Raw genomic sequence first — 22,896 nt, forward strand, 5'->3', positions numbered from 1 at the left:
CACGGGGGACACGCGCCCCCGTGGCTCACACGCCGGCCTTCCGGGCCTCGGCGGCCGGAGCGGCGGCGGCCGCGGCGGCCTTGTCGCTCTTCATGACCAGCAGGGTCACCACCCCGCCGACCGCGGCGATCACCGCGGCGCCGACGAAGGCCGCGGAGAAGCCCTCGGTCAGCTTCGGCAGGTTGCCCAGCTGGTCCGCGCCCTGCGACATGGCGAGCGCGGTCAGCGCGGCGAGACCGAGCGCGGAGCCCACGTTGTACGTGGTGTTGACGATGCCGGAGGCGAGGCCGGCCTGCTCCTGCGGGGCGCCGGACATCGCGGCGATCATCGCCGGGATGTACGCGAGGGACATGCCGAGCGCGGCGACCAGCGAGGCGGGCAGCACGTCGACCAGGAACGACCCGGTCGGCTCGACGGCGGACAGCCACACCAGGCCCGCGGCGAGAACCAGCAGACCGCCGCCGATCAGCGGCTTCGCGCCGACCTTCGCCATCAGCTTCGCGGTGACGGCCGTCATGAAGATCATCAGCAGCACGGTCATCGGGAGCAGCGCCGCGCCCGAGGCGAAGGCCCCGTAGCCGAGGACCTGCTGCAGGTACAGGTTGAGGAAGTACCACATCGGGATCCAGGCCGCGCCGAGCAGCGTCATCGACAGGTTGGCGGAGCCGAGGCGCGGGACCCGCCAGACGCCGAGCGGCATGAGCGGCTCGCGGACGGACTTCTGGATCACGAAGAACAGGACCAGCAGCGCGGCGGCGCCGGCCAGCTCCAGGATCGTCGCGGTGGCGCCCCAACCGACCTCGGGGGCCCGGACGACGGCGAACACGGCGAGCGCGAGGCCGGCGGTGACGGCGGCCGCGCCGAGGACGTCGACGGCGCCGCGGCGGGACGCGACCTCGGGGAGCAGCTTGGTGGCGGCGAGGGTCGCGAGGCCGATCGGCACGTAGATGACGAAGACCCAGGGCCAGCTCAGCCACTCGGTGAACACGCCGCCGAGGAAGACGCCCGCGGTGCCGCCGGCCGGGGCGGCCGCGCCGTACAGCGCCATCGCCTTGCCGAGCTCCTTCGGGTCGTGCATGAAGAGCATCATCAGCAGGGTCATCGCGGACGGCGCGATCAGCGCCCCGCCGACGCCCTGGACGGCGCGGCCGACGATCTCGACGAGTGCGCTCTGCGCGGCCGCGGCGATCACCGAGCCGACGATCATGACGGTCCAGCCGGAGACGAAGATCTTCCGTGCTCCGACGAGGTCGGAGAGCCGGCCGCCGAGCAGCAGCAGGCCGCCGAAGACGATGACGTAGGCGTTGAAGACCCACTGCAGCTCGCCCTGCGAGAAGCCCAGGTCCTTCTGCATCTCGGGGAGCGCGACCCCGATGATCGAGGTGTCCATGATCACCATGAACTGCGCGGTGGCGAGCACGAGCAGGGCCCACCAGCGCCGTGGACTGACGGTCGGCATGTCCCTCATCCCTCCTAGACGAGACCCCAAGGCATACCCCCGGGGGGTACTTCGCGGAGCACCGTAACATACCCACAGGGGGTATGTAATCCCCGTGCGTGGAGGATGGATTCGGGGACGCGGCAGAATGCAGCCCATGGCCGCCGACGCAGAACACCCCCGGGACGACGACCGGACCTACGACCAGGACCTCGCCGACCGCTGGACCGCCGCGCTGCTCGACGCCCGCGCCGGCCGCGAGGGCCCCGACCCCGCCCCGTACGCCCGCAAGCTGCTCGAGCGCTGGGCCGAGCCGCAGCGCCGGTACCACACCACCGCACACCTGCGGGCGGTCCTCGACCGGATCGACGAGCTCGCCCCGCACGCCCCGGCCGGCGCCGACCTCGCCCTGGTCCGGCTCGCGGCCTGGTTCCACGACGCCGTCTACCGCCCGGACCGCTCCGAGAACGAGGAGCGCAGCGCGGCGCTCGCCGAGCGCGCCCTCCCGGAGGCCGGCCTGTCCGACGCCGCCACCGCCGAGGTCGCCCGCCTCGTCCGGCTCACCGTCACGCACGACCCGGCGGACGGCGATGCCAACGGCGCGCTGCTGTGCGACGCGGACCTGGCGATCCTGGCGAGCGACGCGGACACCTACGGGGGGTATGCACGGGCGGTCCGCGAGGAGTACGGCTTCGTCCCCGAGGACGCCTTCCGCGAGGGCCGCGCCGCCGTCCTGCGCCAGCTCCTCGCCCTGCCGCGCCTGTTCCGCACCCCGTACGGCGCGGCCCACTGGGAGACCCCGGCCCGCCGCAACCTGCACCGCGAACTGACGGATCCGACGCACCTGACGGCCTGACCGACCGGGGCGACCGGGGCGGCCGCCCCGGTCACGCCGCCCCGCCCACGCCGCCCCGTCCGCATGGCAAGACGGTCGGCGGGGCCGGGAATGACAGGCATGAACGACGGGTTGACCCGTGGCATGCCCTCCGCGTCGTCCGGCACGCCCTCCGGCAGCCCCCGTATGCCCCTGGCCGTGTACATCCTCGGCCTGTCCGTCTTCGCGCTCGGCACGAGCGAATTCATGCTGTCGGGGCTGCTGCCACCGATCGCGGAGGACATGGGGGTCTCCATCCCCCAGGCGGGCCTGCTGATCTCGGCCTTCGCCATCGGCATGGTCGTCGGCGCGCCGGTGCTCGCCGCCGCCACGCTGCGGCTGCCGCGGAAGACGACGCTGGTCGCGCTGATCTCCCTCTTCGGCCTCGGGCAGGTCGCGGGCGCGCTCGCACCGACGTACGAGGTGCTCTTCGCGTCCCGCGTGATCAGCGCGCTCGCCTGCGCCGGGTTCTGGGCCGTGGGGGCGGGCGTCGCCATCGCCATGGTGCCGGTGGGCGCGCGGGCCCGGGCCATGGCCGTGATGATCGGCGGACTGTCGATCGCCAACGTGCTCGGCGTCCCTGCGGGCGCGTTCCTCGGCGAGCACCTGGGCTGGCGCTCCGCCTTCTGGGCGGTCGCCGCGGCCTCCGCGATCGCGCTGGCCGGCGTCCTGGCGAAGATCCCGCGCATCCCCCTGCCCGAGACCCGGCCCCGGCTGCGGGACGAGCTGACGATCTACCGCGACCGGCAGGTGCTGCTGACCGTCGTGATCATCGCCCTCGCCGCGGGCGGCGTCTTCTGTGCCTTCTCGTACCTGGCCCCGCTGCTCACCGATGTCGCCGGGCTCGGCGACAGCTGGGTCTCCGGCGTCCTCGGGCTCTTCGGCATCGGCGCGCTGATCGGCACGTACATCGGCGGCCGGGTCGCGGACGCGCACCCGTTCGGCGTGCTGCTCAGCGGCATCACCGCCTCGACGGCGATCATGGTCGCCCTGGCCGTGCTGGCGTCCAGCCCGGTCGCCGCGATCGCGCTGAGCTTCCTGCTCGGCGTCTCGTGCTTCTACACCGCCCCGGCGCTCAACGCCCGGATCTTCAACGTCGCGGGCGCCGCCCCGACCCTGGCCGGGGCCACCGCCACCGCGTCCTTCAACATCGGCAACACCGGCGGCCCCTGGCTCGGCGGCACCGTCATCGACGCCGGCTTCGGCTACGCCTCGCCCGCCTGGGCGGGCGCGGCGATGACCGCGGTCGCGCTGGCGGCCGTGGTCGTGGCGCTGCGGCTGCAGCGCCCGGCGCGTTCGCGGGTGGTCCTGGGCGCGACGACGGAGGAGCCGGCCGCCGCGAAGGAGTCCGCGCCCCGGCCGTGAGCCCCCGTGGTGGGCCTCGGGCGCCTCAGCCCGCCGGATGCGGCGCGGGCCGCCGCTTCGGGCGCCGCAGGCCCGCGTCGGTGATGAGGCGGACCAGCTCCTTCGAGCTCACCTCCACCGCGCCCGCCGCCACGGCGTCCGCGTAGCGCTCCGCCGGAAGGTCGTAGTGATCGCCGTCGAAGGCGCGGGAGGGCGCGCCGATCGAGGCCGCGAAGGCGTGCAGCTCCTCGAACGACACGTCGCTGACCAGGTGCGACCACATGCGTCCGTGGCCCGGCCACTGAGGCGGGTCGATGTAGAGAGTCATGGGCTCAGAGGACCACAGGTCACGCCGGACCGCCGACCCGAGATCACGCCGGACCGCCGACCCGAGATCACGTCAGACCACCGACCGGAGCGACCACCACGCCCTGCTTCCCGCACACCCAGTGCGGGTCCGGGCCCAGCTCGGGCTCGACGTCCAGGGCGTGCGGGTCGCCGGAGGCGCACACCGGACACAGGGGCCAGCGCCCGTACCGTTCGAGCAGCGAGTCCTGGACGTCCTGGGCGACGAGCCCCGCCACGTACGCCACGCCCTCCGGCCACTGCTCGACCCACCAGCGGCGGTGCGTCACCGCGTCCTCGACGACCGAGACGACCTCCGCCTGGGCGACGTCGCGCGCCACGAGGTCGGCCAGCACCAGCGCGCGGGCGGCGTGCAGCGCCTGCTCGACGGGGTCGATGTCGTCCATGGAGCCATTGTCCACCCCGGTCCACAGGGGGTTGACGGTCCCACCGGACCGAAAATATCTTTCAAATGTGACCCATGACGTGAAGGAAATTTTCACCGGTACGGGTGCCGGTGCGGCCCCCGGCGCGGTTCCCGGCACGCCCGGCCCCGCCCCGGCCCCCGCCACCGTCCCCGCGCCGGCCGGCGACGCCCCGCCCGCGCCCGCCGCCCTCGCCGCCAAGGTCCGCACCCTCGCGCCCTCCATGACCCGCTCCATGCAGCGGGTCGCCGAGGCCGTCGCCGGCGACCCGGCCGGCTGCGCCGCGCTCACCGTCACCGGCCTCGCCGAGCTCACCGGCACGAGCGAGGCCACCGTCGTGCGCACCGCCCGCCTCCTCGGCTACCCCGGCTACCGCGACCTGCGGCTCGCCCTCGCCGGCCTCGCCGCCCAGCAGCAGTCCGGCCGCGCGCCCTCCGTCACCGCCGACATCGCCGTCGACGACCCGATCGCCGACGTGGTCGCCAAGCTGGCGTACGACGAGCAGCAGACCCTCGCCGACACCGCCGCCAACCTCGACACCGTGCAGCTCGGCGCGGCCGTCGCCGCGCTCTCCGCCGCCCGCCGCATCGACGTGTACGGCATCGGCGCCTCCGGGCTCGTCGCCCAGGACCTCGTCCAGAAGCTGCTGCGCATCGGTCTGCTCGCGCACGCGCCCAGCGACCCGCACCTGGCGGTCACCAACGCCGTCCAGCTCCGCTCCGGCGACGTGGCCGTCGCCATCACGCACTCCGGCTCCACCGGCGACGTCATAGAACCGCTGCGGGTCGCCTTCGACCACGGGGCCACCACGGTCGCGATCACCGGCAGACCCGACGGCCCGGTCTCCCAGTACGCGGACCACATACTCACGACGTCGACGGCCCGCGAGAGCGAACTGCGCCCGGCCGCGATGTCCTCCCGCACGAGTCAGCTCCTGGTCGTGGACTGCCTGTTCACCGGCGTGTGCCAGCGGACGTACGAGACGGCCGCCCCGGCGCTCGCGGCCTCGTACGAGGCCCTGGCCCACCGCCACGCCCCCCGCAGCCGCTGACCGCCCCTCCGGCCCGCCCCGCACGCCGAAAGAGCACCCGCCACATGACCACCTCCCAGGACTACACCGCGCTCCAGGCCCAGCTCGCCGCCCTGACCACCGAGGCGTTCCGTCCCGAGCTCGCCGAGATCGACCGGCTGCCCACGCTCGACCTGGCCCGCCTCATGAACGGCGAGGACACCGCCGTCCCGCGCGCGGTCGCCGCCCGGCTCCCCGAGATCGCCGCCGCGATCGACGCCGTCGCCGCCCGGATGGCCCGCGGCGGCCGGCTGATCTACGCGGGCGCGGGCACCGCGGGCCGGCTCGGCGTGCTCGACGCCAGCGAGTGCCCGCCGACCTTCAACACCGACCCGTCCCGGGTCGTCGGCCTGATCGCGGGCGGCCCGACCGCCATCGCGGAGGCCGTCGAAGGCGCGGAGGACTCCGCGGAGCTGGCCGCGACGGACCTGCAGCGGCTGGGCCTCGCCCCCGACGACACGGTCGTCGGCGTCTCCGCCTCCGGCCGCACCCCGTACGCCGTCGGCGCGGTCACCCACGCGCGCGCCGCCGGGGCGCTCACCGTCGGCCTGTCCTGCAACGAGGACAGCCCGCTGGGGGCCGCCGCCGAACACGCCCTCGAGATCGTCACCGGCCCCGAACTGCTCACGGGTTCCACGCGCCTGAAGGCGGGCACGGCGCAGAAGCTCGTCCTCAACATGATCTCGACGATCACGATGATCCGGCTCGGCAAGACGTACGGGAACCTGATGGTCGACGTCCGCGCCTCCAACGACAAACTGCACGCCCGCTCGCGCCGGATCGTCTCCCTCGCGACGGGCGCGCCGGACGCGGAGATCGAGAAGGCCCTCGTGGCGGCGGACGGCGAGGTGAAGACCGCGATCCTGATGATCCTCGCGGACGTGGACGCGAAGGAGGCGGAACGCCGACTCGCCGGGAGCGCCGGTCACCTGCGGGCGGCGCTCGCCGCGGGACAGTAGGGCCCCGAACACCGCCCTCCCCGCACGGCAGGTCCGCACATGAGCACAGCAGACGCACCGGACGCCTCCGGCACCCCGCAGGACAGGAACCGCGCGATCGCGGCCGCGCTCCTCCCCCTGGTGGGCGGTGCGGGGAACGTCGAGTCGGTCGCCCACTGCATGACCCGTCTGCGCCTCGCCCTGCGGGACCGCTCCCTGGTCCAGGACGAGGCGCTGCGCGCCCTGCCGGCGGTCCTGGGGGTCGTCGAGGACGACACGTACCAGATCGTGCTGGGCCCCGGCACGGTCGCACGGGTCACCCCGGAGTTCGAGGCGCTGGTGGCGAAGGGCGGGGCGGCGCACGGCGCGCAGGAGCTGGCGGCACGAGGCGCGGCGCTCCGGGAGTCCCGGAGAACGGCCAACGCCACCCCCACGAAACAACTCCTCCGCCGCATCGCGAACGTCTTCGTCCCGCTGATCCCCGCCCTGATCGGCTGCGGCATCATCGCGGGCCTCAACGGCCTGCTGATCAACCTCGGTTGGCTCCCCTCCCTCACCCCCGCCCTCGCGGCGATCGCCTCCGGCTTCATGGCCCTGATCGCGGTCTTCGTCGGCCTCAACACGGCGAAGGAGTTCGGCGGAACGCCGATCCTGGGCGGCGCGGTGGCCGCGATCGTGGTCTTCCCCGGCGTCGCGAAGATCGACGCCTTCGGCCAGTCGCTCTCCCCCGGCCAGGGCGGCGTCCTGGGCGCCCTCGCTGCGGCGGCACTGGCGGTGCAGGTGGAGAAGCGGTGCCGCAGGTGGGTCCCGGAATCCCTGGACGTCCTGGTGACCCCCACGCTCACCGTGCTCGTGACGGGCCTGGTCACCGTCTTCGGCCTGATGTACGTGGCGGGCGAGGTCGCCACGGCGATCGGCACGGCGGCGGACTGGCTCCTCGCCCACGCGGGCGCGGCCGCGGGCTTCGTCCTGGGCGGCCTGTTCCTGCCGCTGGTCATGCTGGGCCTGCACCAGGCCCTGATCCCCATCCACACCACCCTGATCGAGCAGCAGGGCTACACGGTCCTGCTCCCGATCCTCGCGATGGCCGGCGCGGGCCAGGTGGGCGCGGCCGTCGCCGTGTACGTCCGCCTCACCCGCAACGCGTCGATCCGCCGCACGGTGAAGTCGGCCCTCCCGCCGGGCCTCCTGGGCGTCGGCGAGCCCCTCATCTACGGCGTCTCGCTCCCCTTGGGCCGCCCGTTCGTCACGGCCTGCGTCGGCGGCGCGTTCGGCGGCGGCCTCATCGGCCTCTTCAACATGCTCGGCACCAAGGTCGGCTCGACGGCCATCGGCCCCTCGGGCTGGGCCCTCTTCCCGCTGCTGCAGGGCAACAAGGGCCTCGCGGAGACGGCAGCGGTCTACGCCGCCGGCCTCCTGGTGGGCTACACCACCGGCTTCGCCGCCACCTACGCCTTCGGCTTCAGCCCCGCCCTCCTCACGGAGTGGAACCCGGAGCCGGAGCCCCAGCCGGCTCCGGGGCCGTCCGACGACGACGCCCGGCCGACGGAGTCGACCCGGGTGTGACCGCACCGGATGGCCCCGGCATGCCGTGTGTCCCGACGGTACGGACGCGTCGCTCACCATCGCCCTCGACGCCGAGTCGGAGGAAGTCGCCTTCGTGGCGCGGCCCGCGGCCTGACAAGCTGGTGCGGTTCGGAACGGGGGCGTACGGGGAGGGTGACATGCGCGTACCTGGGATCGATCCGGAGCTGGCCACCGTGCGGGCGGCGCGGGGCGAGCGGGGCGTCGTGACGCCCGAGAACCTCGCCGCCGTCAAGGCGCGCGACGCCGCCGCCCGCCCCCGCCCGACCGTCGACGCACTCGCCGCGGACGGCCGCTTCGAGGTCACCGAGCTCCACGCCCCCGGCGCCCCCGACGTCACCCTCGTCCACGGCCGCCCCACCGACGCCACCGGCCCCCTGCCCGTCCTCTACTACATGCACGGCGGCGGCATGGTCATGGGCAACGCCTGGTCCGTCATGCCCCGCCTGCTCCACGACTGGGCGGAACCCCTCCGCCTCGCGATCGTCTCCGTCGAGTACCGCCTCGCGCCCCAGGCCCAGTACCCCGCGCCCCTGGAGGACTGCTACGCCGGCCTCCTCGCCACGGCCGAACTGCCGGGCGTCGACCCCGCCCGCATCCTCCTCGGCGGCAAGAGCGCCGGCGGCGGACTCGCCGCCGCCCTCGCCCTGCTCACCCGCGACCGCCGCGGCCCCGCCCCCGTCGGCCAGCTCCTCATGAGCCCCATGCTCGACGACCGCGACGCCACCCACTCCAGCCGCCAGATGGCCGACGTCGACACCGTGGACAGCACGTCGAAGGCGACCATGTGGCAGGCGTACCTCGGCGACCTCCACGGCACCGACGACGTACCGCCCTACGCCGCGGCCGCCCGCGCCACCGACCTCTCCGCCCTCCCCCGCGCCTACCTCGACGTCGGCGCCGCCGAGAACTTCCGCGACGACGCCGTCGCCTACGCCGACGCCCTCTGGCGCGCCGGCGGCGACGCCGAACTCCACGTCTGGCCAGGCGCGTACCACGGCTACGACACCATCGCCCCCACCGCCGCGGTCAGCAGGGACGCCCTGGAGGCCCGGACCCGCTGGCTCCGCCGTACGCTGGCCGCATGAGCCACGGAAAGACGTCGTACGTCTGCCTGCCGTGCCGGGCCTCGTACAAGCAGCCGTACGACCCCGACCGCGAGCGGCGCTGCCCGCGCTGCGCGGAGCCGATGATCCACGCGGGCTCCGCCTTCGCCACGCCCCGCCGCGGCGACACCGCCGCGTGGCGCGCGGTCGCCACGGTGCTCGCCAACGGCGTCGGCTACCACAAGTCCTGCTGCGGCGGCCCCGGTTACCGCCCCCGCACCCCGCGCGAGACCAAGGAGTGGCTGGCCCGGCGCACGGCGTGGGACGAATGGGTCGAGGCGAACCGGCTCAGGGGAGCCTCCCCTCGCGGTTGACCGCCCGCACCCGCTCCCGCAGCACGTCGCCCGCGGAGGCCGCCACCGGGGTCTGCGCCTCCGCCTCCCCCTGCCGCTTCCCGTCCAGCGCCGCGACCAGTTGCCGCGCGGTCTCCATGGTGCACCGCCCCAGCTCGATCAGCGGATACGGCTGCCCCGGCCCGTTGCCTCCCAAGGTCAGCGGATCGACCCCCATCGACGGCAGGACCACGCCCACCGCGTCCAGCTCCGCCTTCAGCTGGTCGACCACCTGCTGAGCGGCCCTCAGCCGCTCCAACGAACGTGCCACCTTACCGATTCCTCCACGTTCTGTATCGGTTTCACCTACGGAGAGTGTCCGGGCGGAGCACACTGGGGAACAGTCGTGACGCCCCAACAACCGCAGATGTGCGATCGGGAGTTGATGACCATGGCGGCAGCCGGCGGCCCGAGGAAGCCCGACCCCTCGACCTCCCCCAGAGCCATAATCGGCGCGGAACTCCGCCACGCCCGCGAACGCAAGGGCCTCAGCCAGGAGGCCCTGGGCGAGCTGCTGTTCGTCAGCGGCTCGTACATCGGCCAGATGGAGGCGGGGACGAGGCGCATTCCGCAGGACATCGCCTCCCAACTGGACGAGTTGTTGGATACGGGCGGCTTCTTCAAGCGGAACTGCAAGGCGGCGAACAAGTCGAAGTACCCCGACCACTTCGCGGAGGCCGCGGAGGCGGAAGCGGTGGCCGAGGCCATCAAGGAGTTCGCCCCGCTGATCATCCCGGGCCTGATGCAGACGGAGGCGTACGCGCGGGAGGTCTTCCGTGCGTACCAGCCGACGGCTCCGGAGGAAGCGATCGACGAACTCGTGGCGGCGCGGCTCGAACGCGGCCGCCTGCTGGACGACCCGACAAAGCCCTTGTTGTGGGTGGTTCTCGGGGAGGCGGTACTGCGGCAGGAGGTCGGCGGACCCGCCGTGATGGCCGAGGCGCTGCGACATGTGGCGGCCCTGGCGCGGCGGCGCAGGGTGATCGTGCAGGTGCTGCCGTTCGGGGCGGGGGCGTACGGTGCGATGGGCGGCGGGCTGAAGGTGATGACCTTCGAAGACGCCCCACCACTGGCCTACTTGGAGGGCCACGGCACGGGCCGACTGGACGACGATCCCGCCACTGTCAGGCGACACATGCTCACCTACGATCTCCTCGGGGCCTCAGCGCTATCACCGCGTGAATCCCTGGCTCTGATCGAATCCGTGGCAAAGGATTACGCCCATGAAGATCGACAGCTCTGAGCGCGACCTGAGCACGGCCGTGTGGATCAAGTCCAGCTACAGCGACGGCAGCGGCGGCAACTGCGTCGAGGTCGCCACCTGGCGCAAGTCGTCGTACAGCGACGGCACCGGGGGCAACTGCCTTGAGGTCTCCGACGACCGCCCCGGCGTCGTCCCCGTCCGGGACTCCAAGGACCCCCACGGCCCGAAGCTCGTGTTCCGGGCGGCGGCCTGGGCCGCCTTCGTCGGCGGGGTGCGGGCAGGGGCGCGCTAGGCGGCGGTCCCGGCTGGTTGCCCGTAGGGAAGGTACTCGGGGCGGGAGTCGCCGGTGGGCTTCTGGTGGGGCCGCCCTCTTTCCGAGTGTGGGTCCTGGAGGCGCCGCGTCAAGGGCGCTCCTTCGTCGCGTCGCTTCGCGATTCCGCTGTCGCTCCACCCTTGACCCGACACCTCCAGGACCCTTTTCACACTCGGAGGGCGGCCCGGGGGCCGGGCCCACGCAACCACGCACGTCACCCCCGGGCCCGTCAGCGGCTGCCGGGCTCGCGGGTGGCTGGGGTGCGCGGCAGTGGCATGGGGTGCCCCATGCCGTTTCGGCGGCACGACGGCCGTCGCGGGGTTCGGTTCATGCCCCGCTGGTCATTGTCCGTGGGGGGAAAGACGCACGGGTGGCCGCCGTGCAGGAAGGGTGCGGTGTCCGTGGCGTGGGGCTGTGGCGACGCGCAACGGCTTCCGTCCCATGCACCCCATGCACCGCACCCGCCCCAAGGGGACGCGCCGGAGGCCGGGCGCGGGCCTCGGAGAAGCGGAGTCTGTCGCTTCGGTGCTCCCTACGCCCTGCTTGGAAACGGAAGTGGCCAGACGAGCCCCGTGTGACTCACGAGCCTTCATCTCTCGCTCCGCAGCAACGAAACGTTCGGCTCCGACCACCGTGTGCGCACCAGGAGCGGGCTGGTCGCCCCGCCGTCACACACGCAACCCCAGCCCCATGTCCGGCACTTCGGCGCATCGCGGGGCGTGTCGGGATGTCGTTTCCGTGCTCTTAAGGCCCAGGAGTGTGACGGCCGGTGCAGGAAGAGGCCGCTGTGACGCACGAGGTTCCCGCATCCGCTCCGCAGCCGCGAAACGTCAGGCTCCGCCCCTCCCTCCACGGAGAATGACCAGCGGGGCATGAAGCGCGCCCCGCGACGGCCGTCGTGCCGCCGAGACGGCAATGGGCACCCCACTCCACTGGTGCGTACCCCACAGACAAAGCCGCGGCCGCCCACGCACCCGAACCACCCCGCCAGGTCCCGCGCGGACCCCCACCCCCGGGCCGCCCTCCGAGTGTGAAAAGGGTCCTGGAGGTGTCGGGTCAAGGGTGGAGCGTCAGCGGAATCGCGAAGCGACGCGACGAAGGAGCGCCCTTGACGCGGCGCCTCCAGGACCCACACTCGGAAAGAGGGCGGCCCCACCAGAAGCCCACATGACACCCCCGCCCCGAGTACCTCTCCCCCGCCCCCCGCCCCCGGTCTCGGGTTTCGAGATCCGAGCGCTGTTTCTACGGAAGGGGTTCGGGTCCGGGATGAACCCGCCCACCCACCCCCGGAGTTGACGCTCCGCGAGCGACTTGCCACGCAGCGTCATATGCGTTTACGGTGAGCGAGCCCTAGACATAGAGCGGCCCCCGCCGGTGCGCCAACACCGGACGAGGGCCTCACCAACCAGATCGAAGGAAACGTTCGATCCATGGCTGACGCCGACTTTAGTGGCCCCGCCCACCCTCTCGCCAACCCCGGCTACGGAAAGCGCACCGCTCCGTACGAACGTCCGGTGGGACCGGACGACTGGGCGCACCTGAAACCCCGCGAGGCGGCGATCGCCGCGTACATCGACCGGCTGCCCGACGGCACCGACATCTCGCTGAAGACGCTGGCCAAGCAACTGCCCTACGGGCAGCAGGCGATGGGCACCGCGCTCAACCGGATCACCCGCGCCGGCCATTTGCGCCGTGGCGTCGAACGCATCGAGGGAAAGTGGATCACCCGAACGTGGTGGTCGCGTACGGCACGCGACGACGCGTGGTGGGAGGCGTTCCGGCGGGGCGACGCGCCCGTCGAGCGGCGCGGGCCGACGCGCTCCCGCGCGTACATCCTGCTCGCCGCCCTCGGCCGGGAGAACTCAGCGCTGTCGCTGTCGCACCGCGACTGCTGCGCGCTGGCGCCGCTCGTCGAGGAGTGGTTCGCCCGGGACGCGGCCGAGGGCGACGTCCTGAGCGCGCTCACCACCGGGTTGCCGTCGCCCGTGCACCACCCGGCGGGGCTGGTGCGCAGCCGTCTGACCACGAAGATCCCGCCGCCGCCGATGCGCCGTGAACCGCCGCCGCTGCGGCTGCTGGAGTGCGTGAAGTGCCGCGCGCCGGGATACGCGGAGGTGCTGGTCGACGGCGCGTGCGGGGCCTGCCGGGGCGATGCGGGACCACCGGCCCCACGCCCCGCCGTGATCCCCGCCGCCCGCGTCCGCGCGTACGCCGAGGCGATCCGTGACGCCGAAAGGAACCGCACATGACGGAGGCGACGCCATGACCCCCAGCCCCGCCGAACAGCCGGACGACATGTCGATCGAGGACTTCGAGGAGCTCGCGAGGCGCGCGCCTGAAGGCGCGAGGTCGCTCGACACGGAGAAGCTCAAGGACTACGCCCGCTGAGGCGGGCTCACACCGGCGGGATGCGGCGGCGCAGGAGGCAGAACTCGTTGCCCTCCGGGTCGGACAGGACGTGCCAGGTCACGTCGTCGCCCTGGCCGATGTCGACGGGGCGCGCGCCGAGGGCCAGGAGGCGCGGGAGTTCGGCTTCCTGGTCGCGGTCGGTGGGGCTGACGTCGATGTGCAGGGGCAGCTTGCCGGTGCGCGGGTCGCTGCTGGGGCTGAGGATCAGCGTGGGCTGCGGGCCGCCGAAGCCGGCGTCCGGGGGGCCGATCTCGATGCTCCCGTCGTCCTCGCGGCCCAGCTCCACGTAGCCGAGGACCTCGCTCCAGAACGCGGCGAGCCGCTCCGGGTCGGCGCAGTCGAGGACCAGCTCACTGATGCGGCATGCCATGGGCGGCCTCCGAGAGCAGCACGGCGGCGAGTTCGCGGGGACGGGAGAACATCGGCCAGTGTCCGGTCGGCATTTCGACCAGTCGCCAGCGGTCGCTCTTCAGCAGCTCCTGGACGTCCGGGGTCGGCTCCTCGCCGTCGAGGAGGCACTTGATGTACGTGGTCGGGACGTCCGCCAACGAGCCGTTCAGGGACGCCGGTTCGGTGAGCGTCGCGCCGGGGTGCGGGGTCGCCTCGGCGAGGAAGCGGGCGATCTGCTCGTCGGTCATGCCCTGGCCGGGAAGCTCGTGGGCCGCCGGCGGCCAGTCGCCGCCGTGCTCAGCGAGCGTCGCCTCGAAGGCGGCCCGGCCCTGCCACCACGCGTCGGCGAAGGACGCGCCGTCCGCGGGGACGCCCGCGTCGACGAGGATCAGCCGCCGCAGCCGGTCCCCGAGACGGAGCGCGGCCTGGCCGACGGGGATGCCGGAGTAGCTGTGGCCGACGAGGACCACGTCGGACGCGCCCGTCCGCTCGGCCTCCGCCACGACGTCGTCCACGTGGGTCCGCTGCCCGGCCGGCAGTCCGCGCTTCTCCGCCAGGCCGGTCAGCGTCACCGGGTACGCCTCGTGCCCGGCCGCCCGCAGCTCCGCCGCGACGACGTCCCACGCCCAGGCCCCGAGCCATGCCCCTGGTACCAGTACGAAAGCAGTCATGGGACGCACCGTACGGGAGCCCTGTGACAGGGGCGCGACGATTCGGTGCGCCTCCGCCGATGAGTTTCGGATCCCGGGCCGGTCAAAGATCATGTCGTCGAGCAGAGACGGCAGACACGACAGACAGCCCACTCACCAGGAGCTTCCCATGCGCACTCTCATCAGCACCGCCTTCGTCTCCCTCGACGGCGTCGTGGAGGCTCCCGGCGGCGAGCCCGGCTACCGGAACTCCGGCTGGACGTTCAAGCACACCGAGTTCCTTCCCGAGGCCTTCGAGATCAAGGGCCGGGAGCAGAAGGAGGCCGGGGCGATGCTGCTGGGCCGGACGAGCTACGAGGCGTTCAGCGCCGTGTGGCCGGACATGGAGGACTTCGCCGACTACCGGACGATGCCGAAGTACGTCGTGTCCACCACCCTCTCCGAGGGCGACCTCGTGTCGAACTGGGGCGAGATCACGATCCTGCGGTCCGTGGAGGACGTCGCCGCGCTGAAGGAGACCGAGGGCGGCCCGATCATCATGCACGGCAGCGCCACCCTGAACCACGCCCTGTCCGACGCGGGCCTCATCGACCGCTACCACCTGCTGGTCTTCCCGCTGCTGCTCGGCGCGGGCAAGCGGCTGTTCAGCGCGACGGACAAGGACGTCCAGAAGCTGACGCTGGTCGAGTCGGAGGCGTACGCGAACGGCGTGCAGAAGAACGTCTTCGACGTCGTCCGCTGAGCCGGGCCGGTCGAGCCGGGTCGGTCGAGCCGGGTCAGTCCGCGCTCGGGCAGTACGTGTCCTCCGCCGGGCGTTCGCCCGTGCGCAGGAAGCGGCTGACCGTCGCGTCGCCGCAGGCGTTGCCGTTGCCGAGGTAGACGCCATGGCCGCCCTGTTCGACGGTGACGAGGCGGGCGCGGTCGCCGAGGGCGGCGCGCATCTTCAGGCCGCTGCTGTGCGGGGTGTTGGGGTCGCGCCGGTTCTGGATCATGAGGATGTTGGACGGGCCCTTCGCGGTGATGCGGGTGGGCTTCTCGGCCGGTTCCTTCCAGTAGGCGCAGGGCGTGATGTTGGCGGGGAGGCCGGCCGTGAGCGGGTGGGCGGCGCGGTCGGCGGCGACGGCCGCCCGGTGCTCCTCGACCGTTCCGGTCCACCGCACGTCGTTGCAGACGACGCCGGTGGTGATCGTCGCGTCCTCGTCGCTCAGCGGCGCGGCGAGCGGCGGCGGCAGGACGGGCCGGCGGGCGGGGTCGGTGGCGGCGGCCGGGTCCTGGACGGCCTGGATCAGCCGGGCCAGGGCGGGGAACGCGGCGTCGCCGACGAGCGACACCTGCAGGGCCTGCCGCAGGACGTTCCCGTCGACGGGGACGCCGGGGTGGGCGCTCGGTACGGGCGTGACGTCCAGGCGGGCGGCGGGCGCCAGGAACAGCGGGCGCACCTGCTCGGGCCGCTCGGCGAGGCGCAGCCCCTCGCCGTCCCGGTCGGGGTGCGCGGCCCAGGCCGCGAAGTCGGGGAACCGGTCGTCGACGCCCTTCGCCATGTCCCGCAGCCAGCCCTGCGCGACGCGCCGCGGGTCGGGGTCGCCGCTGCTGTCGAGGACGATCCGGTCGGTGCGGTGCGGGTGCTTCTGGGCGTACTGGGCGGCGGCGTACGCGCCGTAGGAGCTGCCCCAGACGGAGATCCGCCGCTCGCCGAGGGCCCGGCGCAGCAGGTCCATGTCGCGGACCTGGTTGGCGGTGGTGAGGCTGTCGAGGACGGGGCCGCCGTTGCGGCGGCAGGCGTCGGCGACGCGCCGGGAGCGCTCCACGTTGACGTCGATGCCGCCGTCGGGGCCGGGCCAGGCGCGCAGCGTCACGAGGCGGCGGTCGGCCTCGTCGATGCGGCAGTGGGCCCGGGTGCTGCCGCCGACGCCGCGCGGGTCGAAGCCGACGAGGTCGTACATGCCGCCCGTCTCGCGGGCGAGGCGCGGTCCCTTCTGCGTGAGCCGCTCGACGCCGGAGCCGCCGGGTCCGCCGGGGAGCGCGAGGAGCGTGCCGCGGCGGGCGTCGGGGCGGGTGCTGCGGATCCGGGTCACGGCGAGGGCGAGCTGTTCGCCGCGGGGGTCGCGGTAGTCCAGCGGGACGGGGAGCGTGGCGCACTCCTGGCCCTGGCCGGCCGGGCCGCAGGGCGTCCAGTCGAGCCTGGGGGCGGCTGCGGATGCGGCGGCCGCGGAGGCGGGGGCGGTGGGGAGCAGGGCGCCGGCGACGACGGCGGCGGAGAGGGCGGCGAGGGTGGCCTTGCGTCGGTAAGTGGTCATGGGGAAAGCCTCGTTGAGGGGACGTCGGTGACCCATCCGGGCAGCGGGCGGACCGTGCCGGGGGCTGTCCCCCGGCCGCTCCTCCGGTCAACTCCCGTTGCCCGTCAGCCGATAGCCTGTCCGGCATGACCGGGGGAACGGATCACGACTCCACACTGACCGGCAGCGGAGCCACGCCGCTGGGCGAGGGCGACCCACGCCGGATCGGCTCGTTCCGGCTGCTGGGGCTGCTCGGGGCGGGCGGGATGGGCCGGGTGTATCTCGGGGCCTCCCAGGGGGAGCCTGGGCGGCCGGGCGCGTACGCGGCGGTCAAGCAGGTGCTGCCCGCGCTGGCCGAGGACCAGGACTTCCTGCGGCACTTCGGGCACGAGCTGGACAACCTGGCGCGGCTGCCGAAGGCGGCGGGCGCGCGGCTGCTGGCGAGCGACCGGACCGCGCGGCCGCCGTGGTTCGCGACCGGGTACATCCCGGGAATCACCCTGAGCGAGGCGGTACGGCTGCACGGCGGGCCGCTGCCCGGCCCGGCCCTGTGGCGGCTGCTGCGCGAGGCGGCGGCGGGGCTGCGGGTGGTGCACGCGGCGGGCATGGTGCACCGCGACCTGAAGCCGTCCAACGTGATGCTGACGGCGGAGGGCGTGTCCCTCATCGACTTCGGCGTGGCCCGGGCCGCCGACCAGAGCCGGCTCACCAAGACCGGCATGGTCGTCGGCACGCCCGCGTACATGGCTCCCGAGCAGGCGGTCGCGCGGCGCGAACTGAACGGCGCGGCCGATGTGTTCGCGCTCGGCAGCCTAATCCTGTACGCGGCGAACGGCCTGCCTCCGTTCGGTGACGGCTCCGGCCTCGAACTGCTCTACCGCATCGTCCACGAGGAGCCCGACCTCGGGGCCCTGCCGGACACGGACCCGCAGCTGGCCGCGATCGTCACGTCCTGTCTGGCGAAGGACCCGGAGGACCGGCCGACGGCCGACCGGCTCGTCGCCCTGGCGGAGGAGCACGCGGCCCCGGGCGCGGGTCAGGGCGCGGCCCGGGGTGCGGCCCCCGGCGCGGATCCGGCGACGCTGCGGCTGGGGGGCGGCGCGTCGTCCCCGTGGCCGGCCGCCGTCGCGGCGCGGGTCGCGGAGCGGGCGGCCTTCGCGGCCGTACCGCCGCCGGTGGTCACGGAGGAACCGGATCCGGCGCCCGGTCCCGCGCCCGCCGTCGTACCCGCCGCGGCCGGTCCGCGCCCGCCGGCGGCGGAGGAGCCGGTCGCGCGGACTCCCGCCGAGCCCCCGGCGCGCAAGCGGCCGCGGCTGCTGGTGTTCGCGATCCCGGTGGTGATCGGCGCGGGGACGACGCTGTCGGTCGCGTTGCTGCCGTACGTCACCGACCTGAACGCGAGCCCCGGCGTCACCAAGCCCTCCGCCACCGCCTCGGTCACCGCGAGCGCGAGGCCGCCGGGCGTCCGGGGGCCGTCCGGCTCGCCGGCGCCGTCGGCGGCGGGCAGCGCGTCCCCGCGTCCGGGCGGCAGTTCGCCCGCGGCGGGCGGTCCGGCGGGCGACCGGGACGCCGCGGGCGGCGGGGCGAAGGAGACGGGCGGCGACGCCGACGGCTCGGGTGGTGCGGGCGATTCCGGTGGTTCCGGCGGTGAGCGGCCGCCCGCCGGCAAGCCCCCGGCCCAGTCGGCCCCTTCGGGCACGCACCTGATGCGCAACGCCTCGAACGGGCACTGCCTGTCCGAGGAGGAGGGCGTCGGCGGCAGCACGGCCGTCTGGTCGCGGGTGTGCGGGACTCCGGCGACGAACGGCGCCACCTGGACGTACCAGTGGACCTACCAGCCCGTCTCGGCCGGCACGTTCCGCGTGGTCAGCAAGGCGACCGGCAAGTGTCTGGAGTCGAAGAGCTACGCGGGCATGGACTCCGAGCCCTGCAACGGCTCCGACGCCCAGCTGTGGCGGGTGCCCGCCACCGCCTCCGGCGGCCGGCTCCTGGAGAACGTGGCGGAGAAGCGCTGCCTGTACATGAGCGACGGGTACGCCGTCGGCTCCAAGGTCTGCGACGCGGGCGACGCCACGCAGCAGTGGCGGGACTCCTGAGGGACCGGGTCACACCGGGTCGGTCCGCGCGTACAGCAGCATGTCCTTCCGTTCCCCGCCGATCTCCTGCCAGGAGCGCAGCAGGCCCTCGCGGACGAAGCCGGCGCGTTCGGCGGTGCGGCAGGAGGCGGTGTTCCAGGGCTCGACGAAGAGCTGGAGGCGGGGGATGCGCAGGTCGCGGCGCGCCCAGTCGGCGACGGCGCGCAGCGCGGCTCCGGCCGCGCCGGCGCCGCGGCAGCGGGGGGAGATCCAGTAGCCGAGGGTGGCCCGGCCCTCGGGCACGTCCCGGGTCCACAGGCCGACGGTGCCGACGGCACGGGCGTCGGAGCGGCGCTCCACGACGAAGGGGTAGCCGGTGCCGCGTTCCGCGCGGGCCCACTGGCGGTGGACGAACGCCTCGCCCTCCTCGCGGCTGTACTCCGGCGGGACGGTGGTGATCAGCGGGATGTACGGGTCCGTGGACGCCTCCCGCACCAGCGGCAGGTCCGTCAGCTCCCAGCGCCGCAGCGCGAACTCCTCGCCCGCCGGGGAGACCGCCGCCAGGCGCGGCACCACGAGGCCCTGCTCGCTCAGCACGCTCACCTCCCCAGCATGGCGCACCCCGGCCGGATCCGCCCCTTGAGTGAACGCGTTCAATCGCGGGGCGCTATCGTGCTCCCACGCGGCCTTCGCGATCACGCGCGCCGCGCTTTTCCGACCTGTGGGGGGTCCCTTGATGCGCTCCGTGCGCAGGCTGCCGCATGCCGTCGTGCGTGCCGCGGCCGTGTTCGTCCTTTCGGCGGGGCTCACGGCCCCCGCCCTGGTCACGGCGCCCGCGGCGCACGCGGAGACCGTGACCGTCACCCGTACGGCGACGCTCGACGACGGCCGGCTGGACGTGGGACTGCCGTCCAACGCCCTCTGGGTGAAGGTCAACGTCCACGCGTCCGCCGCGCCGGACGCGGCGGTGCTCTTCTCGACCGACGCGCTGCGGCCGCACGAGTACGACTACTCGACCGGTCAGCCCGCCGGCTGGGCCACCGAGACGGCCCTGCGGCTGCCCGAGGGCACCGCTCTGGGCGACTACCCGGTCTCCGTCGACTACCGGATGCCGGGCGGAACGGTTCAGCACTGGACCGGCGGCACGTTCGCCTACAAGCTCCACACGGGCGTGACGAAGACCGCCTTCGACCGTACGACGACGGACTGGGACCACCGCCGGGTGGTGCTGTCCGGCACGGCGACGACCTTCGACCCGTCGACCGGCACGCGCGGACCCGCCCGGGCCGGGACCAAGGTGCAGGTCAGGCTGGCGCTGATGGACGGGCCGAACTCCTCGACCCAGGCCACCGCCGTCACGGGCGAGGGCGGCATGTTCTCGGTGCCGTTCACACCGAACGCGCGGGTCCACAGCGGCACCGCCACCATCGTCGAACCGGCCTCCGACACCGATCCCGACGCCACGCACCAGATCCACAAGTCCGTCGGCGCCGAGGAGACCACGTACCGGATCACCGCCGCCCTCGACAAGTTCCGCGTCCCCCTGGGCCAGAGCGTCAACGTCACGGGCCGCGTCGAGCGCCTCACCAACGACGGCTGGCAGCCGTTCGCCGGTGCGCCCGTCGTCTCGTCGCCGGAGTACCCGAACGCGGGGATCCACCACGTGGCCCGTGCGATGGGCGGCGCGGACGCGGCCGCCGACGGCACCTTCGCGTATCCCGCGAAGGCGTCCGTCACGACCGACGTGTTCACCCACGTCCGGCCCTCGGTGTACCTGCGAGAGCTGCCGTTCGCCCGTGGCCGCATCGCCGTTCCGCAGCCGGCCGGCTTCACCGACGTCCGGATCGCGATCGACCCGTACGGCACCGTCCGGGCCACCGGCAAGCTGAGCGCCGTCGGCTGCGAGTCCGAGCCCGTCGCCATCCAGTACTCCCTGGACGGCCGGACCTGGCGCAGCCTGCGCTGGGGCACCTCGGCGTACAGCGGCACGGCCAGTTGCCCGTTCGACATCTCGGTGAACGGCTTCGTCCGCGCGTACTACCGCGTCGTGCACGCCGAGACCGACCGGTACGTCACGGCGGTCTCGAAGCCGGTCTTCCAGACCCGCATCCCGACCCGGTTCTCCTCCTTCACCATCAGCCCCACCCGCCCCACCGTGAACGGCACGATGACCGTGTCCGGCGCGGTGCAGAAGCAGGTCTCCGGGGTCTGGAAGCCGATGGGCGGCCAGTACGTGACGCTGATCTTCAAGCCGCGCGGCGAGACGCAGTGGTACTGGGTCAAGCGGAACATCAAGACGGCCACGAACGGCGGCTTCCGGTTCACCGCCACCAACTACGGCGACGGGTACTGGGCGATGGTCACCCAACCGCTGAACGGCTACTTCTACAGCGAGACCAAGGCGGTGTACATCGATGCGCGCTGACCTCAGGAACTCCCTGACCGCGGTCGCGGTCGCCCTGGCGCTCACCGCGCCCGCCGTTCCGGCCTTCGCCGACACCGCGACCGTCGGCATCGGCCGGGCCACCACGTTCGACCACCAGCGCGGCGCGTTCCAGGTCTCGGCCTGGACCGACGCGCCGGACAGCACGGTCACCTCCGTCTCCGCGAGGATCCGCAAGGGCGACCGGGTCCTCGTCGAGCTGCCGGCGCTGACGGCGTCGGAGGCGGCGGGCTACTACCAGCTGCCCGCGGAGACCCCGCTGAAGCTGACCGAGGACGGCGGGCAGCTCCCCGAGCTCGGCCGGTACTCGATCGACGTCACCGCCGAGGACAGCAAGGGCAACAAGCTCACCCGCCTGGACGCGGGGACGCTGGACTTCACGCTGCGGCCGCAGGCGACGTTCGCCGTCGCGGCCCCTGCGTGGACCGACCCGGTCGCCCGCCCGAAGGGCAGCCTGACGGGCATTCAGCCCGGCTCCGGCGACGCGGTCCCGCTGGCCGGCCGTACGGTGCGGGTGTCGGCCCGCTCCGAGGAGTCGGCGCAGACGGTCGCCGTGGCCGCGGACGGCACGTTCGCCGCCGAGCCATACCGGGTGACCACGAACCACAACCTGTACGACCTCGCCTTCTCGGAGGACAGCGACGAGGTCCACGGCACCCTGAAGCTGCAGCACGATTTCTACAGCGTCACGGCCCGCCCGGTCACGGTGACCGGCGCGGTGGACAAGGCCCGTGTGCTGCCCGGTGAGCCCTTCGCCATCCGCGGCCGCGTCGTGGCCGAGGACGACGGCACGCCGCTCGCCGGCACCCAGGTGCGGGTGAACTCCGGTGGGATGGTGCGGCTCGTGACCACCGACGCCGACGGCCGCTACAGCGCCCTGTTCAAGGGCGCGCCGTGGAAGTACGCGGGGCACTGGTACGTGTCGACGACCGATGTGTTCCTCGAGGGAAGCGCCGGCGGTCAGGTGGTCATGCCCGGCGAGTCCCACATCGAGAAGGTGCAGGGCTCGCTCGCGGCCGACACGACGGTCACGATGACGGGCAGGCTGGAGTACACCTACCCGTCCGACATCACGGGGATCCACACCGAGCCGATGCGGCTGGAGCACTCCGCCGACGGCCGCACGGGCTGGAAGGTGATCGGCACCGGCGAAGCCTCCGCCGGTTCCCCCTTCACCGTCACGGGCCGCAGCACCGGCGGCTGGTTCCGCGTCCACCATCCCGCCACCGACACCATGGCCGAGAGCTTCGGCCCGGCCGTACGGCTCGGGCGCATCCAGACGCGCGTCGTCTCGGTGAACGCGGCGCCCGAGCCGGTGCGCAAGGGCGCCACGGTGACGGTGACGGGTGGGCTCCAGCAGTACAAGAACGGCGCTTGGACGCTGTACGCGGGGCAGCCCGTCGGCCTGTGGTTCCAGGCGAAGGGCTCGAGCGCGTACAAGCTGGTCGCCTCCGGCAAGTCCGCGGCCAACGGCGGCGTGTCGCTGAAGACGACGGCCACGGTCGACGGCACGTACCTGATCCGCTACCTGGGGACGAGCACCAGCACGCACTTCCACTCGTCCGCGGTCGGCGACTTCGTCGACGTCCTCTGACGCGCGGCGCGCGAACGCCGAAGGGCGGCACCCCTGGTGGGGGTGCCGCCCTTCGCGTACCGCTTCAGGAACTGCCGATCCGCGAGG

The 22,896-nt window shown here is 73.6% G+C and carries 23 protein-coding genes; 15 read left to right on the forward strand and 8 right to left on the reverse strand.

Annotated elements, in window-relative coordinates; all coding sequences use genetic code 11:
* Window positions 1–25: 25 nt before the first annotated feature.
* Window positions 26–1,459: an MFS transporter gene (locus tag ACNJ93_RS14020; protein WP_418957745.1), complete on the reverse strand. Its 1,434-nt coding sequence runs from the start codon at window positions 1,457–1,459 to the stop codon at window positions 26–28.
* Between the two features lie 136 nt (window positions 1,460–1,595).
* Here ACNJ93_RS14020 and ACNJ93_RS14025 point away from each other — a divergent pair, with 136 nt between their 5' ends.
* Both ACNJ93_RS14025 and ACNJ93_RS14030 read left to right on the forward strand, forming a co-directional pair.
* Complete coding sequence (locus ACNJ93_RS14025) at window positions 1,596–2,294, forward strand: hypothetical protein (protein ID WP_418957746.1); 699 nt, start codon at window positions 1,596–1,598, stop codon at window positions 2,292–2,294.
* 165 nt (window positions 2,295–2,459) lie between these two features.
* Entirely contained in the window at window positions 2,460–3,677 is a 1,218-nt protein-coding gene (locus tag ACNJ93_RS14030; RefSeq protein WP_418961402.1) for a Cmx/CmrA family chloramphenicol efflux MFS transporter, read from the forward strand.
* Window positions 3,678–3,702: 25 nt separating this feature from the next.
* On the opposite strand, the gene ACNJ93_RS14035 is transcribed toward ACNJ93_RS14030, so the two are convergent.
* On the reverse strand, window positions 3,703–3,984 hold the full coding sequence (locus tag ACNJ93_RS14035) for a DUF4031 domain-containing protein (RefSeq protein WP_418957747.1): 282 nt from the start codon (window positions 3,982–3,984) through the stop codon (window positions 3,703–3,705).
* A 67-nt stretch (window positions 3,985–4,051) separates the two neighbouring features.
* Window positions 4,052–4,408, reverse strand: coding sequence for a hypothetical protein (locus ACNJ93_RS14040; protein WP_418957748.1), 357 nt, complete (start codon window positions 4,406–4,408; stop codon window positions 4,052–4,054).
* A gap of 67 nt (window positions 4,409–4,475) precedes the next feature.
* Here ACNJ93_RS14040 and ACNJ93_RS14045 point away from each other — a divergent pair, with 67 nt between their 5' ends.
* The 5 genes from ACNJ93_RS14045 to ACNJ93_RS14065 all read left to right on the forward strand — a co-directional run bounded on the left by ACNJ93_RS14045 (window position 4,476) and on the right by ACNJ93_RS14065 (window position 9,437).
* Window positions 4,476–5,477: a MurR/RpiR family transcriptional regulator gene (locus ACNJ93_RS14045; RefSeq protein WP_418957749.1), complete on the forward strand. Its 1,002-nt coding sequence runs from the start codon at window positions 4,476–4,478 to the stop codon at window positions 5,475–5,477.
* Between the two features lie 44 nt (window positions 5,478–5,521).
* Window positions 5,522–6,454: an N-acetylmuramic acid 6-phosphate etherase gene (gene murQ, locus ACNJ93_RS14050; RefSeq protein WP_418957750.1), complete on the forward strand. Its 933-nt coding sequence runs from the start codon at window positions 5,522–5,524 to the stop codon at window positions 6,452–6,454.
* Between the two features lie 39 nt (window positions 6,455–6,493).
* Window positions 6,494–7,999 carry a PTS transporter subunit EIIC gene (locus ACNJ93_RS14055; protein WP_418957751.1) on the forward strand — a complete coding sequence of 502 codons (1,506 nt, stop codon included), beginning with the start codon at window positions 6,494–6,496 and terminating at the stop codon, window positions 7,997–7,999.
* A gap of 158 nt (window positions 8,000–8,157) precedes the next feature.
* Window positions 8,158–9,105 carry an alpha/beta hydrolase gene (locus ACNJ93_RS14060; RefSeq protein WP_418957752.1) on the forward strand — a complete coding sequence of 316 codons (948 nt, stop codon included), beginning with the start codon at window positions 8,158–8,160 and terminating at the stop codon, window positions 9,103–9,105.
* A complete protein-coding gene (locus ACNJ93_RS14065; protein WP_418957753.1) occupies window positions 9,102–9,437 on the forward strand; it encodes a deoxyxylulose-5-phosphate synthase in 336 nt (111 codons plus the stop codon). Before ACNJ93_RS14060 ends, ACNJ93_RS14065 begins: the two co-directional genes overlap by 4 nt.
* Here ACNJ93_RS14065 and ACNJ93_RS14070 read toward each other — a convergent pair.
* Entirely contained in the window at window positions 9,412–9,726 is a 315-nt protein-coding gene (locus ACNJ93_RS14070) for a hypothetical protein (protein ID WP_418957754.1), read from the reverse strand. The genes ACNJ93_RS14065 and ACNJ93_RS14070 overlap by 26 nt on opposite strands.
* Before the next feature lie 120 nt (window positions 9,727–9,846).
* Here ACNJ93_RS14070 and ACNJ93_RS14075 point away from each other — a divergent pair, with 120 nt between their 5' ends.
* The 4 genes from ACNJ93_RS14075 (at window position 9,847) to ACNJ93_RS14090 (ending at window position 13,360) form a co-directional block, all read left to right on the forward strand.
* Window positions 9,847–10,698 carry a helix-turn-helix domain-containing protein gene (locus ACNJ93_RS14075; protein ID WP_418961403.1) on the forward strand — a complete coding sequence of 284 codons (852 nt, stop codon included), beginning with the start codon at window positions 9,847–9,849 and terminating at the stop codon, window positions 10,696–10,698.
* The gene (locus tag ACNJ93_RS14080) at window positions 10,679–10,951 is read left to right on the forward strand and encodes a DUF397 domain-containing protein (RefSeq protein WP_418957755.1); all 273 of its coding nucleotides are present in this window, start codon (window positions 10,679–10,681) and stop codon (window positions 10,949–10,951) included. Before ACNJ93_RS14075 ends, ACNJ93_RS14080 begins: the two co-directional genes overlap by 20 nt.
* 1,451 nt (window positions 10,952–12,402) lie before the next feature.
* Window positions 12,403–13,221: a hypothetical protein gene (locus ACNJ93_RS14085; RefSeq protein ID WP_418957756.1), complete on the forward strand. Its 819-nt coding sequence runs from the start codon at window positions 12,403–12,405 to the stop codon at window positions 13,219–13,221.
* Window positions 13,222–13,234: 13 nt separating this feature from the next.
* Window positions 13,235–13,360, forward strand: a complete 126-nt coding sequence (locus ACNJ93_RS14090; protein WP_418957757.1) for a hypothetical protein — start codon at window positions 13,235–13,237, stop codon at window positions 13,358–13,360.
* A gap of 7 nt (window positions 13,361–13,367) precedes the next feature.
* Here the strand turns inward: ACNJ93_RS14090 and ACNJ93_RS14095 are convergent, their stop codons facing one another.
* Both ACNJ93_RS14095 and ACNJ93_RS14100 read right to left on the reverse strand, forming a co-directional pair.
* Window positions 13,368–13,751: a VOC family protein gene (locus ACNJ93_RS14095; protein WP_418957758.1), complete on the reverse strand. Its 384-nt coding sequence runs from the start codon at window positions 13,749–13,751 to the stop codon at window positions 13,368–13,370.
* Window positions 13,732–14,442: an alpha/beta fold hydrolase gene (locus tag ACNJ93_RS14100; RefSeq protein ID WP_418957759.1), complete on the reverse strand. Its 711-nt coding sequence runs from the start codon at window positions 14,440–14,442 to the stop codon at window positions 13,732–13,734. The genes ACNJ93_RS14095 and ACNJ93_RS14100 overlap by 20 nt, the downstream gene beginning before the upstream one ends.
* 148 nt (window positions 14,443–14,590) lie before the next feature.
* On the opposite strand from ACNJ93_RS14100, the gene ACNJ93_RS14105 reads away from it, so the two are divergent.
* Window positions 14,591–15,163: a dihydrofolate reductase family protein gene (locus ACNJ93_RS14105; RefSeq protein WP_418957760.1), complete on the forward strand. Its 573-nt coding sequence runs from the start codon at window positions 14,591–14,593 to the stop codon at window positions 15,161–15,163.
* A 34-nt stretch (window positions 15,164–15,197) separates the two neighbouring features.
* Here the strand turns inward: ACNJ93_RS14105 and ACNJ93_RS14110 are convergent, their stop codons facing one another.
* Window positions 15,198–16,718 carry an alpha/beta hydrolase gene (locus ACNJ93_RS14110; protein WP_418957761.1) on the reverse strand — a complete coding sequence of 507 codons (1,521 nt, stop codon included), beginning with the start codon at window positions 16,716–16,718 and terminating at the stop codon, window positions 15,198–15,200.
* 125 nt (window positions 16,719–16,843) lie between these two features.
* Here ACNJ93_RS14110 and ACNJ93_RS14115 point away from each other — a divergent pair, with 125 nt between their 5' ends.
* Window positions 16,844–18,793 (forward strand): protein kinase domain-containing protein, encoded by a 1,950-nt coding sequence (locus tag ACNJ93_RS14115; protein ID WP_418957762.1) that lies wholly within the window; start codon window positions 16,844–16,846, stop codon window positions 18,791–18,793.
* A gap of 9 nt (window positions 18,794–18,802) precedes the next feature.
* Here the strand turns inward: ACNJ93_RS14115 and ACNJ93_RS14120 are convergent, their stop codons facing one another.
* Window positions 18,803–19,375 carry a GNAT family N-acetyltransferase gene (locus tag ACNJ93_RS14120; RefSeq protein ID WP_418957763.1) on the reverse strand — a complete coding sequence of 191 codons (573 nt, stop codon included), beginning with the start codon at window positions 19,373–19,375 and terminating at the stop codon, window positions 18,803–18,805.
* A gap of 142 nt (window positions 19,376–19,517) precedes the next feature.
* Here ACNJ93_RS14120 and ACNJ93_RS14125 point away from each other — a divergent pair, with 142 nt between their 5' ends.
* Entirely contained in the window at window positions 19,518–21,197 is a 1,680-nt protein-coding gene (locus ACNJ93_RS14125) for a hypothetical protein (RefSeq protein WP_418957764.1), read from the forward strand.
* Window positions 21,187–22,809 carry a hypothetical protein gene (locus ACNJ93_RS14130; protein ID WP_418957765.1) on the forward strand — a complete coding sequence of 541 codons (1,623 nt, stop codon included), beginning with the start codon at window positions 21,187–21,189 and terminating at the stop codon, window positions 22,807–22,809. Before ACNJ93_RS14125 ends, ACNJ93_RS14130 begins: the two co-directional genes overlap by 11 nt.
* The last annotated feature ends 87 nt before the right edge of the window (window positions 22,810–22,896 follow it).

The sequence above is a fragment of the Streptomyces tritici genome, assembly GCF_048500665.1.
Lineage (GTDB): Bacteria > Actinomycetota > Actinomycetes > Streptomycetales > Streptomycetaceae > Streptomyces > Streptomyces tritici.

Coding starts and splice junctions, on each gene's coding strand:
- ACNJ93_RS14020 (WP_418957745.1), bottom strand. CDS start 1,459: ATGCCGACCGTCAGTCCACGGCGCTGGTGGGCCCTGCTCGTGCTCGCC.
- ACNJ93_RS14025 (WP_418957746.1), top strand. CDS start 1,596: ATGGCCGCCGACGCAGAACACCCCCGGGACGACGACCGGACCTACGAC.
- ACNJ93_RS14030 (WP_418961402.1), top strand. CDS start 2,460: ATGCCCCTGGCCGTGTACATCCTCGGCCTGTCCGTCTTCGCGCTCGGC.
- ACNJ93_RS14035 (WP_418957747.1), bottom strand. CDS start 3,984: ATGACTCTCTACATCGACCCGCCTCAGTGGCCGGGCCACGGACGCATG.
- ACNJ93_RS14040 (WP_418957748.1), bottom strand. CDS start 4,408: ATGGACGACATCGACCCCGTCGAGCAGGCGCTGCACGCCGCCCGCGCG.
- murQ (WP_418957750.1), top strand. CDS start 5,522: ATGACCACCTCCCAGGACTACACCGCGCTCCAGGCCCAGCTCGCCGCC.
- ACNJ93_RS14055 (WP_418957751.1), top strand. CDS start 6,494: ATGAGCACAGCAGACGCACCGGACGCCTCCGGCACCCCGCAGGACAGG.
- ACNJ93_RS14060 (WP_418957752.1), top strand. CDS start 8,158: ATGCGCGTACCTGGGATCGATCCGGAGCTGGCCACCGTGCGGGCGGCG.
- ACNJ93_RS14065 (WP_418957753.1), top strand. CDS start 9,102: ATGAGCCACGGAAAGACGTCGTACGTCTGCCTGCCGTGCCGGGCCTCG.
- ACNJ93_RS14075 (WP_418961403.1), top strand. CDS start 9,847: ATGGCGGCAGCCGGCGGCCCGAGGAAGCCCGACCCCTCGACCTCCCCC.
- ACNJ93_RS14080 (WP_418957755.1), top strand. CDS start 10,679: ATGAAGATCGACAGCTCTGAGCGCGACCTGAGCACGGCCGTGTGGATC.
- ACNJ93_RS14085 (WP_418957756.1), top strand. CDS start 12,403: ATGGCTGACGCCGACTTTAGTGGCCCCGCCCACCCTCTCGCCAACCCC.
- ACNJ93_RS14090 (WP_418957757.1), top strand. CDS start 13,235: ATGACCCCCAGCCCCGCCGAACAGCCGGACGACATGTCGATCGAGGAC.
- ACNJ93_RS14095 (WP_418957758.1), bottom strand. CDS start 13,751: ATGGCATGCCGCATCAGTGAGCTGGTCCTCGACTGCGCCGACCCGGAG.
- ACNJ93_RS14100 (WP_418957759.1), bottom strand. CDS start 14,442: ATGACTGCTTTCGTACTGGTACCAGGGGCATGGCTCGGGGCCTGGGCG.
- ACNJ93_RS14105 (WP_418957760.1), top strand. CDS start 14,591: ATGCGCACTCTCATCAGCACCGCCTTCGTCTCCCTCGACGGCGTCGTG.
- ACNJ93_RS14110 (WP_418957761.1), bottom strand. CDS start 16,718: ATGACCACTTACCGACGCAAGGCCACCCTCGCCGCCCTCTCCGCCGCC.
- ACNJ93_RS14115 (WP_418957762.1), top strand. CDS start 16,844: ATGACCGGGGGAACGGATCACGACTCCACACTGACCGGCAGCGGAGCC.
- ACNJ93_RS14130 (WP_418957765.1), top strand. CDS start 21,187: ATGCGCGCTGACCTCAGGAACTCCCTGACCGCGGTCGCGGTCGCCCTG.